The sequence below is a fragment of the Coprococcus sp. AM97-35 genome (assembly GCF_027697525.1).
GTDB lineage: Bacteria > Bacillota > Clostridia > Lachnospirales > Lachnospiraceae > Allocoprococcus > Allocoprococcus comes.
Genome location: NZ_JAQESL010000021.1, coordinates 1 through 14,899 on the forward strand (window position 1 = coordinate 1; position 14,899 = coordinate 14,899).

17 protein-coding genes and 1 tRNA gene are annotated in these 14,899 nt (G+C 38.9%); 13 read left to right on the forward strand and 5 right to left on the reverse strand.

The genetic code is table 11. From position 1 onward, the window contains the following. Positions 1–62: 62 nt before the first annotated feature. The 3 genes from PG840_RS12555 to PG840_RS12565 form a co-directional block, all read right to left on the reverse strand. Positions 63–1,319: a tyrosine-type recombinase/integrase gene (locus PG840_RS12555; protein WP_117455470.1), complete on the reverse strand. Its 1,257-nt coding sequence runs from the start codon at positions 1,317–1,319 to the stop codon at positions 63–65. Continuing rightward, on the reverse strand, positions 1,312–2,145 hold the full coding sequence (locus PG840_RS12560) for a rolling circle replication-associated protein (protein ID WP_173794097.1): 834 nt from the start codon (positions 2,143–2,145) through the stop codon (positions 1,312–1,314). The genes PG840_RS12555 and PG840_RS12560 overlap by 8 nt, the downstream gene beginning before the upstream one ends. Before the next feature lie 142 nt (positions 2,146–2,287). Then, on the reverse strand, positions 2,288–2,608 hold the full coding sequence (locus PG840_RS12565) for a hypothetical protein (RefSeq protein ID WP_055195245.1): 321 nt from the start codon (positions 2,606–2,608) through the stop codon (positions 2,288–2,290). Between the two features lie 159 nt (positions 2,609–2,767). Between PG840_RS12565 and PG840_RS12570 the strand changes: the two genes are divergently transcribed. Next, positions 2,768–3,184 (forward strand): helix-turn-helix domain-containing protein, encoded by a 417-nt coding sequence (locus PG840_RS12570; RefSeq protein WP_005424130.1) that lies wholly within the window; start codon positions 2,768–2,770, stop codon positions 3,182–3,184. A gap of 158 nt (positions 3,185–3,342) precedes the next feature. Here the strand turns inward: PG840_RS12570 and PG840_RS12575 are convergent, their stop codons facing one another. Beyond that, the gene (locus tag PG840_RS12575; protein WP_040015282.1) at positions 3,343–3,660 is read right to left on the reverse strand and encodes a hypothetical protein; all 318 of its coding nucleotides are present in this window, start codon (positions 3,658–3,660) and stop codon (positions 3,343–3,345) included. 111 nt (positions 3,661–3,771) lie between these two features. Between PG840_RS12575 and PG840_RS12580 the strand changes: the two genes are divergently transcribed. The 7 genes from PG840_RS12580 to PG840_RS12610 all read left to right on the forward strand — a co-directional run bounded on the left by PG840_RS12580 (position 3,772) and on the right by PG840_RS12610 (position 7,910). Then, positions 3,772–3,987 carry a helix-turn-helix domain-containing protein gene (locus tag PG840_RS12580; RefSeq protein ID WP_004845965.1) on the forward strand — a complete coding sequence of 72 codons (216 nt, stop codon included), beginning with the start codon at positions 3,772–3,774 and terminating at the stop codon, positions 3,985–3,987. Between the two features lie 128 nt (positions 3,988–4,115). After that, positions 4,116–4,451: a DUF3784 domain-containing protein gene (locus tag PG840_RS12585; protein WP_117455468.1), complete on the forward strand. Its 336-nt coding sequence runs from the start codon at positions 4,116–4,118 to the stop codon at positions 4,449–4,451. Between the two features lie 53 nt (positions 4,452–4,504). Further along, on the forward strand, positions 4,505–5,251 hold the full coding sequence (locus PG840_RS12590; RefSeq protein ID WP_117455466.1) for an alpha/beta fold hydrolase: 747 nt from the start codon (positions 4,505–4,507) through the stop codon (positions 5,249–5,251). A 154-nt stretch (positions 5,252–5,405) separates the two neighbouring features. Continuing rightward, the gene (locus PG840_RS12595; protein WP_005611085.1) at positions 5,406–5,723 is read left to right on the forward strand and encodes a hypothetical protein; all 318 of its coding nucleotides are present in this window, start codon (positions 5,406–5,408) and stop codon (positions 5,721–5,723) included. 50 nt (positions 5,724–5,773) lie between these two features. Continuing rightward, complete coding sequence (locus PG840_RS12600) at positions 5,774–6,106, forward strand: DUF3784 domain-containing protein (protein ID WP_117455464.1); 333 nt, start codon at positions 5,774–5,776, stop codon at positions 6,104–6,106. A 263-nt stretch (positions 6,107–6,369) separates the two neighbouring features. Further along, the gene (locus PG840_RS12605) at positions 6,370–7,248 is read left to right on the forward strand and encodes an aldose 1-epimerase family protein (protein ID WP_117559329.1); all 879 of its coding nucleotides are present in this window, start codon (positions 6,370–6,372) and stop codon (positions 7,246–7,248) included. 80 nt (positions 7,249–7,328) lie between these two features. Beyond that, on the forward strand, positions 7,329–7,910 hold the full coding sequence (locus tag PG840_RS12610; protein ID WP_022220300.1) for a xanthine phosphoribosyltransferase: 582 nt from the start codon (positions 7,329–7,331) through the stop codon (positions 7,908–7,910). Between the two features lie 123 nt (positions 7,911–8,033). Here the strand turns inward: PG840_RS12610 and pepI are convergent, their stop codons facing one another. Continuing rightward, positions 8,034–8,915: a proline iminopeptidase gene (gene pepI / locus PG840_RS12615; protein ID WP_270613697.1), complete on the reverse strand. Its 882-nt coding sequence runs from the start codon at positions 8,913–8,915 to the stop codon at positions 8,034–8,036. A gap of 171 nt (positions 8,916–9,086) precedes the next feature. Here pepI and PG840_RS12620 point away from each other — a divergent pair. The 5 genes from PG840_RS12620 to PG840_RS12640 all read left to right on the forward strand — a co-directional run bounded on the left by PG840_RS12620 (position 9,087) and on the right by PG840_RS12640 (position 14,692). Then, positions 9,087–9,157 (forward strand) — tRNA-Gly (locus tag PG840_RS12620). 536 nt (positions 9,158–9,693) lie between these two features. Then, entirely contained in the window at positions 9,694–10,182 is a 489-nt protein-coding gene (locus PG840_RS12625) for a QueT transporter family protein (protein ID WP_008371036.1), read from the forward strand. A 197-nt stretch (positions 10,183–10,379) separates the two neighbouring features. Beyond that, on the forward strand, positions 10,380–11,975 hold the full coding sequence (locus PG840_RS12630; RefSeq protein ID WP_270205815.1) for a response regulator: 1,596 nt from the start codon (positions 10,380–10,382) through the stop codon (positions 11,973–11,975). Continuing rightward, positions 11,962–13,686, forward strand: a complete 1,725-nt coding sequence (locus PG840_RS12635; protein WP_270205816.1) for a sensor histidine kinase — start codon at positions 11,962–11,964, stop codon at positions 13,684–13,686. The genes PG840_RS12630 and PG840_RS12635 overlap by 14 nt, the downstream gene beginning before the upstream one ends. Then, positions 13,673–14,692, forward strand: coding sequence for a substrate-binding domain-containing protein (locus PG840_RS12640; RefSeq protein ID WP_118219331.1), 1,020 nt, complete (start codon positions 13,673–13,675; stop codon positions 14,690–14,692). The genes PG840_RS12635 and PG840_RS12640 overlap by 14 nt, the downstream gene beginning before the upstream one ends. The last annotated feature ends 207 nt before the right edge of the window (positions 14,693–14,899 follow it).

Genomic DNA, 14,899 nt, shown 5'->3' on the forward strand with positions numbered 1-14,899 from the left:
GTTGAATTTACAGCGTTTCTCTTATTTTTTTGCTTCAAAAAGTTTGAACACCTTTGAACACTTTATGATGAAATACCAAGATTCTGAAAAGCAAGCCTGTCATTCTTCCTCTTATTGACATTCCGCAAGTAATGCAATGTTGTAGCTGTCTCACTATGCCCCATTAAATAACTAAGGGTTGTAAGATTATTTCCGTCAAAAGCTGTTGAAGCATTGTAAAAGCGGATTTTATGACTGGAATGATAAGGAACACCGGCTTCTTTGCAATATTTCTTCAAACGGCGATTAAAGCTGTCTGTTGTCATAATCTCGCCGTTGGGTTCAAAGACATATATTCCATTTGGATTTAATTCCTTTGCTTTGTGAAGAATTTTAAGTGCTTCGTCTGTAAGGAACTGTTTACGGAATCCATGAGAAGTATTTCCTTTCATTTGATTTACTACTTTTACTTTTCGGCTTGAGAATGTTAAATCATCATTCAATGTACGTTCACAGGTCGCCTGTCTGTGAAGATATACAAGCCTGTTATTGTAGTCAATATCTTCCCAACGGATAGCTTTTGTTTCTCCAACACGGATAAACAGATAGAAAGATAACTGTATTGCAAGAGAATATGGCTCTATGATACACCGAAGATAATTTAATAACTTATGCGTATCATCACGAGAAAATACATTGTCACTTTGTACTTCTACTGGCTTATAGGTAAACTGTTTGAAATTCACATCAGAGACAGGATTATGTGATATAATTTCTTCTTCGATCGCATAACTCATTACTCCATTCAAAACAGAACGGGCATTACTGACTCGCTTGTGCGTGAACTGTCGGTCTTTTGTAGCTTCTCTGAAAAAGCGGATAAGCGTGATTGGTTTGATTTCGCCTATCTTCATTTTAACAAGTTCTGTATCTTTGAAAAATCTATTCCATTCAGATACATACTCTTGAATTGTTTTTGCTTTTACGGAAGTATAATCTCTTTTATACAAAAGCCATTCAACATATAATTCTTCCAGTGTGACATTCTGACGGTTTTCAGCTTTCTGCTTTTCGAGATAAAATCTGATGATTTCTTTTTCAAGGTTCTCTTTACTCTTCCTCTTAACAGGACGGCGTTTGTTAGGTTTGGTTTCATCGGGTAAATAAGTACGCCAGCTTTTTTCTGATTCCGAGTAATAAATTTCATATTTGTGATTCTTCAAGATTTTTTTATTTGCCATAATTTTAAAATCTTTGAAGACTTCATCTGTGCTCATGTTAGCACAGGTGGCTAACGTATTCAATAATGTTATATCTGAAAACGTAACGGGATTATCCATAAGATTCCCCCTTTACGCAAGGATTTTCTTTTTTAATTTTGATGTAGATAACACTGCTGTCCTTTAAGCATGAACCAGTAGATAAGAAAGCGTTGGTATCGTAAATTTGCCTTGTGTATTCTTTCTGAAAGACGATATTTTCTTTTTGTAAGTCATGTAAAATGTCTTCGGTCAGCATGACTTTTGTTTCGTGTGGAACTTTCAGATTTTGAGATTTAAAAAAGGCTTTTTTCTTATGTTCTTTCAAATCAAGGTCTTTTCCAAAATACTTGCTAAGATAACGACCTCTGTTTTCTTTGCTGTCTACATCAATGCGATTGATTTTAATAAATCCATGTGACCATAAATTCTGTAATTTTTCTTTTGCTATATACGGAAAATCAAAGAAAATAACATGATAATGGATTGCTCCACGCTTCTGTTTCTCCCACGTTGCAAGGTATTTTAATAACTGGGTTTTGGTATGGTACAAATAATAATTTAATCGCTGGATAAAATACTTAAATTCTCGGTTAGTTATCAGGATTTCCTGAATGTTTTCTTTAAATGTCAGCGTTACAAATTTTGTTTTGTTATCAAAGTTGCAGTCAACAATACGGGCAATATCCCAACGAGCCTGTTCGTAATGCTTCTGCTTGCGTTTTAAACTGTCATATTGCTTATGAGCTGACATTTCATCAAATTTTTTTCGGTTACTTGTGTCTGTTAAATCTGCCTTTTCTTTCGAGTGAATAAAAATAGGGTTTTCGTAAATATATACTTCTTTTGTAGTAGGAGTTTCAATGATTTTCGTATTGTATGCAAAACACTCTTTTGTTTTGCTCACGAATCTCACCTCATATCCCAATTTTTGTAATGAATGTTCCGATTGTTTTCGGAAGATGTTGTTTTATATATCAAGTATAGAGGTCAGCCAGTTCAGCACCTATGACGTTGTCCGGTACTGACTGGCTGACATAGTAGGGAAATTATTTCATTTCCACTTTTCTGATATTGGAAGCTTCTGCTTTGACAGAAAGACGTCCATTATAGAGACTAGCCCAAGTATGTAAGCCATCAAATGAGACTGGAATCTGCCCTTTTTGTTCAAGTTCCTCGTTGGTAACAATCGCTGTGTTGGCTTTAATGCCTACTTTGACTTTCTCAAACTTTAATTTTGGAAGAAGAACTGTATAGTAGAATCCTAATTTTTCTTTTGTAGAAAAGTCTATCCAGTCGGAAACTTCTACTAACTGAAATTCCTCTTGCAGTTTGTCTGGATTTAAAATAAAGTCATTTCCTCTAATCATCGTTTCACCTCCTTACAGATATCTGATTATCAGATATTAAGATAATCTTATGATAAAACAAGCGTTGCAGAATGTCAATAGAAAATATCTGAATATCCGATAAAAAGATTGACAGAGAAAATTTGATGAAATATAATGTGCTTATAAAGGAGGTTCGCTATGAATAAAATAAAAGAATTGCGGAAAGAAAAGAATATAACCGTTGCGGAACTTGCAAAAGAATTAGGCATTTCACAAAGTATGCTTACGAACTATGAAAATGGAAACGGAACGCCGAGAGATGAATCTATATGGGAAAAATTATCACAGATATTCGGCGTGAGTAAAAGCCACGTTATGGGATTAACTACGGATATTGAAACAGCAAATAAGACAAAACAGTTGAAAGTGGTTGTGGATACATCTCAGCCGATCTCAATACAACCGAAGAATCAGACAGACCTTGATGTATTGATAAAACTGGATTTGATAGACAGTGAAGACATGGAAGAAGTGTCAGAATTTCTTGATAAACTGTTGGCACAGGAGAAATATGAGGGACGGAGAGAATCAAACGTTAAATATGTCGTTGAGTAGAAAATGCTTTTCAGCCGTCCACTTGCCCAGTCGACCCGCCGCCCTGTTAGGAACCGTCGCACTGGGCATCCTTGCGGAACGTTAGTTTGCGAAAATACGAACAAAAGAATATAAGGAGAGGGAATAGCCGATACTACTTCAAAAGCAGTAATAGAGTGCTATTCTTTTTTATTATATTCAATGGTTGTAGTTCGGAATGGTTTGCTATTATTGTGCAAGTAATAAGTTGGATAATAGAGCTTGATTTCCAAGGTGGTAGGCGTACCATTGATTTTGTTATGTTCATTTTCAATGTCTTTGATTAATCCATCAATTTCCCAACATTTGTAAACAATTACAGTCAATTCAGTATCTCTGGTATCTGCACTGCTAAAGGATATGCTGTTAGTAATATGATAGTCCGGCAGTCTGAGATAATTATAGAGAACGGTCAGTAAACAGAGCATTGTGATTGTTGCTATGATTTTCTTTTTCATGTACATACCTCTTTTGTGTTATTAACAAGGAACTGACTATATAGTACCTCACTATATAGTGAATTACTACATAAAGATTTAATAAATATACTTTATGTAGAGGTGCGGAACATGAATTATGGACATTTAGAATTAAGAATAGAAGAACTGTTACAAGAAAAAGGTATCAGTAAGAATATGATTTGTAAGGAACTCGATATCCCAAGGTCAAATTTCAATAGATATTGCAGAAATGAATTTCAAAGACTGGATGCAAATTTAATCTGTAAACTATGCAACTATTTTGAATGTGAAATTGGTGAGTTAATTCGATATGTAAAAGAATAAAGTGATAAATGGGTATGCGGAAATAAAAAATATTCGCATACCTTTTTAATTGAATATTTTATAAAATGGAATTATACTGTGAATAACATGAAACAGAGAAATCAAAGTTTGAAGCGGAGGTATGTATTATGAATATAGGATTTTGGTCGTGTATAATTTTGGTAATACCATTTCTGATTATAGGTGTTTTATTTGCGATTTTTAAGGCAAAAGCAGCAAAATTTGTTTCAGGATTTAATTCATTTTCTAAAGAAGAACAGGCATTGTATGATAAAGCTCATATCTCTCGTGATATAAGAAATCAGTGCTTTATGTGGGCTATTATAATGTTGGCAGGAGCATTATTATCCTGCTTTTTAACCCCATATATAGCTATACCAACCTATATTATTTGGTTAGTTCTGTTTTTTAGAGAAGTCCACTTTGATAATCATAAAGCGTTTGAAAAATATTTATTAAAGTAAATTCAAGTTTGGAGAATTGAGAAAATCGGAAGTTTACAGTGAGGTGAAAGAGGTTGAATTATGTAGAATATGGAAAAGAAAACAGCGATGTAATTATCCTCTTACACGGAGGCGGTTTATCATGGTGGAATTACAAAGAGGTTGCTGAAAGACTTCAAACAGATTATCATGTGGTTTTGCCTATATTAGATGGTCATGCAGGATGTGATAAGCAGTTTACAACGATAGAGAATAATGCTTTGGATATTATAGAATTTGTAAATAGCAAATTGGGCGGTTCTGTTTTAATGATGGGAGGACTATCGCTTGGAGGGCAGATTTTGCTTGAAATTTTATCTCAACGCAAAGATATATGTAAGTATGCAATAGTGGAAAGTGTACTTGTGATACCTTCAAAATTTACATATTCTATGATTAAACCGGCGTTTGGAAGTTGCTATGGCTTAATAAAGTATAAGTGGTTTTCAAAATTGCAATTCAAATCACTACGAATAAAGTCGAATTTGTTTGATGAATATTACAAAGATACTTGTGCTATTAGAAAGAGTGATATGATTGCCTTTTTACAGGAAAACTCAGTATATTCACTAAAAGATGGCATTGGAGAGTGTGAAGCAACCGTTCAAATTTATGTTGGAGAAAAAGAAAAGCAATCAATGAAAAAATCCGCTAAAATCATTCATGAAAAATTGCAGGATAGTTTTATACAAGTTCTTCCTAATATGTATCATGGAGAGTTTTCAATAAACCACGCAAATGATTATGTGAGAAAACTATTAGAAATAGTAAAGCGAAGGTAACTTTCAGTCTTCAGCAGAGACTGAAAGCAATAGAAGATTTGAATTGACCGAGCTCTTTGAGCGAGGGATACTTCTTGTCCGAAGGGAAAGAAGGTGGAACTGAGAAGAATTAAAACAATTTGAAGTTGTGAACTTAGAATTAGAGGTGTTGAAAATGAAAATAATAATTATATTTATTGATTTACTGATGGCAACTGTTCTCTTTTTTGTTGGAAGATTTTTTATCAAATCAAGGAATACAGAAAGAAGTGTGCTGTTTTTATCAGGAGATTATACTGGATTAAACACAGAGAAAATATGCAGAGTTACTGGAAAACGGATTAAGACATGGGCAATGCTCTTTTGTCTTGGCGGTATAATTGATTTTATCAAGCTGGGCGCAGGAATAATAATAGTTTCCGTTTTTTTTATTATCTTACTTGTATTTCATTTGGTTGATATGACTATAAATCGAGACAAGTACCGGGTATAAATTCAAGTTTATCGAATTAAGAAAAACGGAATTTAAGGAGGTGCTTATAAATGAAATTAGTAGATTTAGCAACAGGTTCTGATTGGATAGTGTGGATTGTCTTTGTGATATTTGCTGTATTTTCTATTATTTTACTTTCTGGACACGGGAGTTGGTTTATTTCCGGATATAATACGGCTTCAAAAGAAGAAAAGGAAAAATATGATGAAAAGAAGTTATGCAGAACAATGGGAATTGGAATGTCTATTATAGCAATTCTTGCATTGACAATGGGCTTGCTTGAAAATATTTTGCCTGCATTTTTTGTATATATTGCATTGGGGATTATTTTGGTTGATGTCGTAGTAATTATCATTTTAGAAAATACACTATGCAGAAAGTAACAACTTTTTAGTTTGTATGCGACAAACGTTTGAACACTTTTTGAACACCGCAACCGTGATGAAGTCTTCAAAGCCCCTTTCTATCAGTATTTGAGATTAAGAAAAACGGTTCGATTCCGGTCTGCGGCAGTGTTTGAAAAGCAGGAGAAACGTTGAATTTACAGCATTTCTCCTGCTTTTTGTTTAACCGGGATTCTGTTAAATACGCAATTTGCCAGCGTAGAGGCAGAAAAGTAGATACAGAAAGGAATGGAGGCATAAAAATGGGAGCATATCAACTGAAAAATGAAGAACTTACACTGACTGTTATTTCAGCAGGCGCAGAAATGAAATCGCTAAAAGACAATAAGACAGAGCAGGAATATCTGTGGCAGGCAGATCCAAAGTTCTGGGGAAGAACATCACCGGTTCTTTTCCCAATCGTAGGAAATTATGCGCAGAAGCAGTCGGTATACGAAGGAAAGACATATACGCTGTCACAGCATGGTTTTGCAAGAGACATGGAATTTGATCTGGAGAGCCAGACAGAAGAAGAGATTTGGTTTGTACTGAAAGATACAGAAAGTACTTTGGAAAAATATCCATTTCATTTTATTCTGAAAGTAGGATACAGACTCTCCGGACGTCAGGTGGAAGTAATGTGGAAAGTAGAAAATCCAAATGATAAGAAGATGTATTTTTCGATCGGAGGGCATCCGGCATTTAACTGTCCTTTGAAAGAAGGAGAAAAGCAGGAGGATTGTCAGTTGATATTTGATACAGAAGGACCGCTCACGAGCAGCATCGTGAATGAAGAAGGTGCACTTTGTCCACGGACAAAAATCTTAAATCTTTTCGGAAAATGTCTGAAGCTTGAGGAACATTTATTTGATGAGGATGCACTTATTATTGAAAATCATCAGGCACAGAGGATCGGTCTTGCGGATGCAGATGGAAAGGTTTATCTGGAAGTAGAATTTGATGCACCGCTTTTTGGAATCTGGTCTCCGGCAAAAAAACACGCACCTTTCGTATGCATTGAGCCATGGTATGGAAGAAGTGACAGAGAAGATTTTGACCATATTCTGGAAAACAGGGAGTGGGGGAATGAACTGGAACCGGGCAATATTTTTGAAAAGGATTATAAGATTCTGGTAAAATAGCGCAGAGGGTTGCGTTTCATGGCTCAGACTGATACAATGAAAAAAATACATGGAATATTAAAGGAAGAGGAGAACGTAAGATGAACTTTTTGGAAGAACGTATTGTCAAAGATGGAATCGTGAAAGAGGGAAATGTTCTTAAGGTGGACAGTTTTCTGAATCATCAGATGGATATTGAATTATTTGACCAGATCGGAGCGGAATTCAAGAAGAGATTTGCAGATAAGAATATCAACAAGATCCTGACAATCGAAGCTTCTGGTATCGGGATTGCCTGTATTGTAGCCAAGCATTTTCATGTGCCGGTTGTATTTGCAAAAAAGACACAGAGCATCAATCTGGAAGGGGAGATGTATGTAGCAGAAGTCGAATCATTTACCCACAAATGCAAGAACCAGGTAATTGTAGCAAAGAAATTTCTTTCAGAGGAAGATCATGTGCTCATTATTGATGATTTCCTTGCGAATGGATGTGCGCTGCAGGGGCTGATTCAGCTGGTTACAGAGGCAGGTGCAACTGTAGAGGGAATTGGAATTGTGATCGAAAAAGGATTCCAGTCCGGCGGAAGAATCATCCGCAACCTTGGATATCCGCTGGAATCACTTGCGATTGTAGAAGCTATGGACAGTGAGACGGGTGAGATCACTTTCAGAGAGCAGTAAAAAGTGCAAAAAGACGCATATGCCTGAACAAAAATTTTGTCGGGCATATGCGTCTTTTGCGTATATGATGAGCTAAGTGCAGATTTGTATTTTCAAAGGGATTTGCATTTTTGATAAGCAGGTTTAGTCGTTTTGCTCCATCCATTCATTTAAAAGCCTGCAATAGCGGTCGGTATCTTCAACGAAGCATACATGACGGCAGTCATCAAAAAGTTCCCAGCGTGAATTCGGGATACTGTCATACATGGTCTTTGCAACCAGTGGAGTGCACAGATCGTTGGCTCCGTTGATGATAAGTGCCGGCTCTTTGATATTTTTCAGTTTGCCACGGTACTCATAGTTGCTGAGATTTCCGATTGGCGTGTATTCATTTGGTCCCCACGCGGTGATATAAGAGTCTGTTCCAACCTTTTTTGGACGGCGCAGGCATTCAGGATCGGTGTCTTTTGGTACGCCGGCGGCATGAAGAAGCATAAAGCGTTCATTGGCTGCGAGATATGCCGGATCGTCAAAATTGCCGGTTGCTTCAGCTTTGGCAATGGCGTCCTGATCTTCCTGGGACATGAATTTGATCATCCGGTGTTGTTCCTGGGCCCACAATCTGGCAGATGGGTGGGTGCTGGAAAGAATAACGGATTTGATCCCTTCTGGTTTGTGATCGCATAAGTATTCGATTGAGAGCATTCCGCCCCAGGACTGTCCGAGAAGATGAAGTTCATCAAGTCCGAGATATTTTCTGAGTTCGATCAATTCATTCATCCAAGTTTCAGAACACCAGAGTTCTGAATGTCCTTCTACGTAAGAATTACCGCAGCCGAGCTGGTCATAGGAAATAATTGCACGACCTTCATCAGCAAGCCGGTCAAGTACTTCAAAGTAGTTATGTGTAGAACCAGGCCCGCCGTGAAGCAGAATGAGTGGTTTTTTATTGTCGGAGCATTCGCCTGCAATACGGTAGTAGGTTTTGTATCCAAGATAAGGCATGTAGCCTTCTGTAATTTTCATATTTAATCCCTCCTATCAGTACACTGAGTTTCTTCATTATAACATTAAAATGAAGTAAGGGAAAGAAAAAGTGGAAAAATAAAAAAATAACGAAAAAAAATATAAAAAAATAAAAAAAACAAAAAAGTTGTTGACAAACAGTTGAATGATGAATATAATAATAAGAGTCACGCGGGTGTAGTTCAATGGTAGAACACCAGCCTTCCAAGCTGGATACGTGGGTTCGATTCCCATCACCCGCTTTTGTTATGTTTTAAATCAGGAGCCCGGTCGCCAAAGTGGTGACCGGGCTCCTGATTTATAGAGAAAAATTTAGTCATTTTTGACTGGTACGTTAAAATGTCGGCTCGATTATAAGGGTAAACGAAAATAGCCGTCAACTACTGGGAATAGTTGACGACTGACATTAGTAATAGTTGACACTATTTGCGGGTAGCCGCTTGCGGTTTCCCTCTTTATGTCTTAAATATAGCATATCTGGCAGCAGGACGCAAGGGGGGAACGAAATGTTTACCAGTGTCGTAAATTTTTTGGTACTTACCTTGATTTTTCATCCCCACCATGCTATACTAACACCCGTTACAAAACCCCTAAAAACAAGGTCTTACAAGGGTTTCGCCGATTCCCGGCGTAAGGTCATATACTTACAGTATGTGCCTTCCGTGGCATTCGTCAGATGTCCATGCAAGCATGGATGCCAGACTCATTGCTGCGCGAAAATGAATCGAGTGTTCGTGACCTTCCACTCGTAAAACAAAACTAGAGGAGAGAATTTCATATGAAGAACAAGAATGTAGCATTTATGACTCAGGCAGCGATGATCGCTGCAATCTACGTGGTGCTTACTTATGTATTTGCACCATTTTCATTCGGAGAAGTACAGATACGTATTGCAGAAGCACTTACGATCCTTCCGGTATTTACACCAGCAGCGATTCCTGGACTTTTCGTTGGATGTATTGTTGGAAACATTCTCGGAGGAGCAATCCTGCCGGATATCATTTTCGGAAGCATTGCAACTTTGATCGGAGCATTTTTTACTTATCAGCTTCGTAACAAAAACCGTTTCCTTGCACCGTTACCACCGATTATTGCTAACACAGTAATCGTTCCGTTTGTACTTCGTTACGGATATGGAGTAGCACTTCCGATTCCGTTTATGATGTTGACAGTTGGTGTCGGAGAAGTTGTCGGATGTGGTGTGCTTGGATTAGTCCTTTATACTGCATTGAATCGTTATAAAAATGTAATTTTTAAAACAGCATAAGAAGATGTAAAAAGCGGACAGACTGAAAAGCTATTCAGCCTGTCCGTTTTTTATACTATTGTTGTGTATACAATCGTAGAATTTTACAAATTTGAGTGGAGATATATTTATGGAAAAGTGGATATGAATCTTCTATAATATAAAAAGAGAAACTGTAACCAGATGAAAATTTGACAGTAAGTGAAAAAGGGAGAAATATGAAATATACAGTTGTTGTTGCTGATGATGAGGAGGAAATCCGCAGAAGTCTTGTTCGCAGGGTAAAGTGGGAAGAGATTGGTTTTGAAGTGGTCGGGGAAGCTGAAAACGGTGCAGACGCGCTGGAACTGGTTGAAAAGATGGAACCAGATCTGCTCCTTACCGATATCAAGATGCCATTTTTATCGGGGATTGAGCTGGCACGGGCGGTCAGGGAAGTTCGCCCGATGGTACAGATCGCATTTTTAAGTGGATTTGATGATTTTACCTATGCGCAGCAGGCAATTCAATATAATATTGTAAGTTATATGCTGAAGCCAATTTCAGCAAAAGAGATCGAGGCGGAATTGATAAAGATTAAAAAAGCCATGGATCAGCGAGTGGAAGAATTTACAAAAGAAAGAAAAGAGAAGCTGGATATCCGCAAGACGCAATTCCTTATTCCGCTTTTGCTCGACAGCTTTCAGAATGAACGGGTGTCCGAAGAGGCACTTCTTGAGCGGGCAGAGGAATGTGAGCTGATCCGTAATCCGAAGCCGGATAATATGCAGTATGTGGTGCTTGTAACCGGAATCCGTGATGCAAATGGAAAGGATCAGACAAGCTATAGCAGTGTAAATGCAGTTGATATGATCCTGAAAAAATATGTTCATTATGTAAGTTGCCATCTGGAAGGAAGAGTGGTATCGCTGATCGCGACGACTCCGGGAGGTATGGGTAAGTATTTACATATTATTGTAGAAGAAATTGTTCAGAGTGTGGAGCGTATTATGGGATATTGCTGTCAGGTCGGGGTAAGCAGGAGTGTGAATACTCTTGGAAAATGCAGAGAGAGCTATCTGGAGGCGATGAATGCGCTCAGTTATTCCAGAAAGGATAAAAGCAGTGTCTATTTCATTTCCGATGCAGAGCACGGATCGGGATTGGAACAGGGAGAAATACAGGAAATTACAGCAACGATGGAGAATTTTTTACGTGGTGGAATGGCAGAGGATCTGGAGATTTATCTGGATGATCTGGAAAAGAAGCTGCGAAATGGAGGCAAGAATACACTGGTACTTAGTACGATACTTTTGACCGAGATTGGGGCGGCAGTATATAAGGTTATTTATATGGCAATCGGGGAATGTGGTGTAGAAGTTCTTCAGAAAAAATATTCCATGCAGCAGATGCGTGAAATGGAACGTATGGCAGAGAATTTTCAGATCATAAAAATGCTGTGTATGGAGGCTAAAAAAATGCTTATGGATCAGAGAAAGAAGAGCAGCGAGGTGATCTGCGAGCAGGCAGTGCAGATCATACAGGACCGCTATGCCCAACAGGATCTGTCTGTTATGATCATCAGTGAAGAGATCGGGGTGTCGCCGAATTATCTCAGCAGTCTGATAAAAAAGACGACAGGCAGTTCAATGGTTGAGATCCTGACGAAAAAACGAATTGAAAAGGCAATGGAGCTTCTGCAGTGTACCGGTATGAAGATCGGTGAGATTACAGAGCTGTGTGGTTATAAGGATCAGTATTATTTCAGCCACTGCTTCAAAAAGCTGACTGGAGTATCACCGAACAAATACAGGAGGGAACATGAACAGGCGTAAAAAAGAAGCAGATCAGCACAAGGGATGGAATATATCTATTTCCGGTGTGTTTATTGCAATGGTAATGGGAATCGTCCTGATTTCGGTAGTGGCTGCAACGCTTATTTTTGTTCAGATTTACCGGAATGCAATGGAGCAAAGTGCAGTGACAAGCAGTTCCCAGAGCTGTGAACAGGTACAGAATACGGTTGAGAATTATACACAGGATATGCGGATCATACTGGAAGGGATCGTGGCGAGAATGCGTCATGAGAATAATCATTCTGAGGAATATATCCAGAATCTGGTAAATATCCGTTCCGATGTAGTAGCGGTAACAATCTGTGGTGAAGATGGGGAGCTTCTGCGTTACTGGAACAGAGGGCAGAAGCTGAAAGAGAATTATCGCATTGTTCAGAGTACCGAAATGGAAGATGACGATGGCAGGCTGCGTATAACCAAACCATATGTGGAATCTTTGTTTGAGGGATATTATCCATGGGTTGTAACCGTTTACCAGAAGATTCAGAAAGAAGACGGAACCAGTATACAGGTAAATATTGACATCCGTTTTTCTGACATTGCCAATTATGTTGATGATGTAGGGATCGGGCAGCACGGCTATGCCTATATTGCGGACGAAAAAGGCAATCTGATCTATCATCCACAGCAGCAGCTCATTTATTCCGGGTTAAAAGAAGAGAAGGGAATGGATTTAAAAGAAGGGACACATATTCAGGAACAGGCGATCTATACTGTAAAAAATCTGGAGAACTGTGACTGGAAAATTGTAGGTGTCTGCTATGTAGATGAAATGATTACGGAGAAGGTAAGCAGTGCGGTATCCAGACTTCTGATCGTCCTGTGTCTGGTTATGGGAGCAGTCTTTCTTCTCGGATGGGCATTTTCAGAACTGTTCTCAGCACCGGTAAGGCAGCTTGCCGATGACATGCACCGGTTTGAAAAAAATGCTGAAAATTTTGTATTTGAGCCGATGGCGGGAACTACAGAGATCACGACTTTATCCAACTCGTTTGAACACATGGTTGTGAAGATCCAGAAGCTGATGGAGCAGGTCAGACAGGAAGAAATCACACTGCGGAAAACAGAGCTGAAAGCGCTTCAGGCGCAGATCAATCCACATTTCCTGTATAATACACTGGATGCGATTGCATGGATGTGTGAAGATGGGAAAAATGAAGATGCAGAAGAGATGGTTACGGCACTTGCAAGGCTGTTCCGTATCAGTATCAGTAAAGGGCATGAGCTGATTCCGATCGAAAAAGAAGTGGAACATGCAAAGAGTTATCTGAAGATTGAAAATTATCGGTATAAGAACAAATTTACCTATTCATTTGAGGTGGAAGAGTCGTGTCTTTCGTATCTTTGTAACAAAATTACTTTGCAGCCAATTATCGAGAATGCAATTTATCATGGTGTAAAGCAGATGATCGATGAGGGTGAGATCTGGATCCGTATTTTTGAGGACGGAGAAGATATTATTTTCCAGGTGGAGGATAACGGAATCGGTATGACGGAAGAACAGTGCCGGGAGATTCTGCGCAAAGAGCCGGGAGACCGTACCGGAATCGGAATCAAGAATGTAAATGACCGGATCAAGATTTATTTTGGAAGCAATTATGGACTGAATATCACAAGTGAGCTGGATGAAGGGACCTGTGTGACGATCCGTATGCCGAAGGTCAGGGAGGAAGAATATGAGAAAAAGTAGAAGAAAACCATTTATTGCAATTGGTGCAGGTGTGATCCTACTTGCAATTCTGTTTTTTGTCCTGACGGGTGACGGACTTTGGGAAGGAAAAGAAGGCAGTACAAATAGCGTCATCGAGAAGAAAAAAGTAGTGTTTCTGACAAAATCCATGGATTCTTCTTTCTGGCAGTCCGCATATGCGGGAGCCGGTGCGGCAAGTGCGGAATATAATCTGGATCTGGTGTGCGAAGGACCGGATGGAGACGGTGAGGAAGATTATGAGGCGCAGAATGAAATGATAGACCGGGCGATCCGGGAACAGGTAGATGCACTTCTGTTCTCTGCCATTGATTTTGAAAAGAATGCGGAAGCAATCGACCGTGCGGCAAAGGCAGGAATCAGAATTGTGGTTGTGGACAGTCCGGTAAACAGTGAGGCTGTGGAATGCTATATTGGTACAGACAATTATGAAGCCGGATGTATGGCAGGAGAAGAAGTGCTTGGTAATCCGGCGGAAAATCTAAATATCGGAATCGTAAATTTTGATAAGAGTACGGAGAACGGGCAGCTTCGTGAAAAGGGATTCCGGGATACGGTTCTTAATGATGACCGGGCAAATATTACGGCGTCCATCAATGTGAAGTCTACGATCACCGACGCAAGAGAGGGCACCGAGAGGATGTTGCTTGACAATCCGCAGATCAATGTGATCGTGACATTTAATGAATGGACAACACTTGGAGTCGGGGATGCGGTAGAAGCACTTGGCGCAGGAGAGCGGACGCAGGTTGTTGCGTTTGACAGTAACGTAAAATCCATTGGAATGCTGGAAAAAGGAAATGTAGATGCGCTGATCGTCCAAAACCCATATGCGATGGGATACCTGGGGATTGAGCAGATCAATACACTACTGAATGGTCAGAAGCCGGAAAAGAAAGAGACGGCAACCAGCAGTATTTTGGTGACAAGAGAAAATATGTATGATGATAAGAGCCAGAAGGCGCTCTTTTCATTTGAAGAAAAGTAACGGGTGGAATGTTTGTAGCTGCTCGGAAGTATAGAAGCTGTAGTCTGAAAAATATTTGGACTACAGCTTTTTAAAGAATTGGGCATTTGAAACATTTATGGACGAAATTAAGTAAAAATTTATATAAACGTTGAAATTCACAAACCCCTCGTAGTTTTTCACATGGGTATTTTATTCTCTTCTTGTTATACTCGTATCATCAAGTAA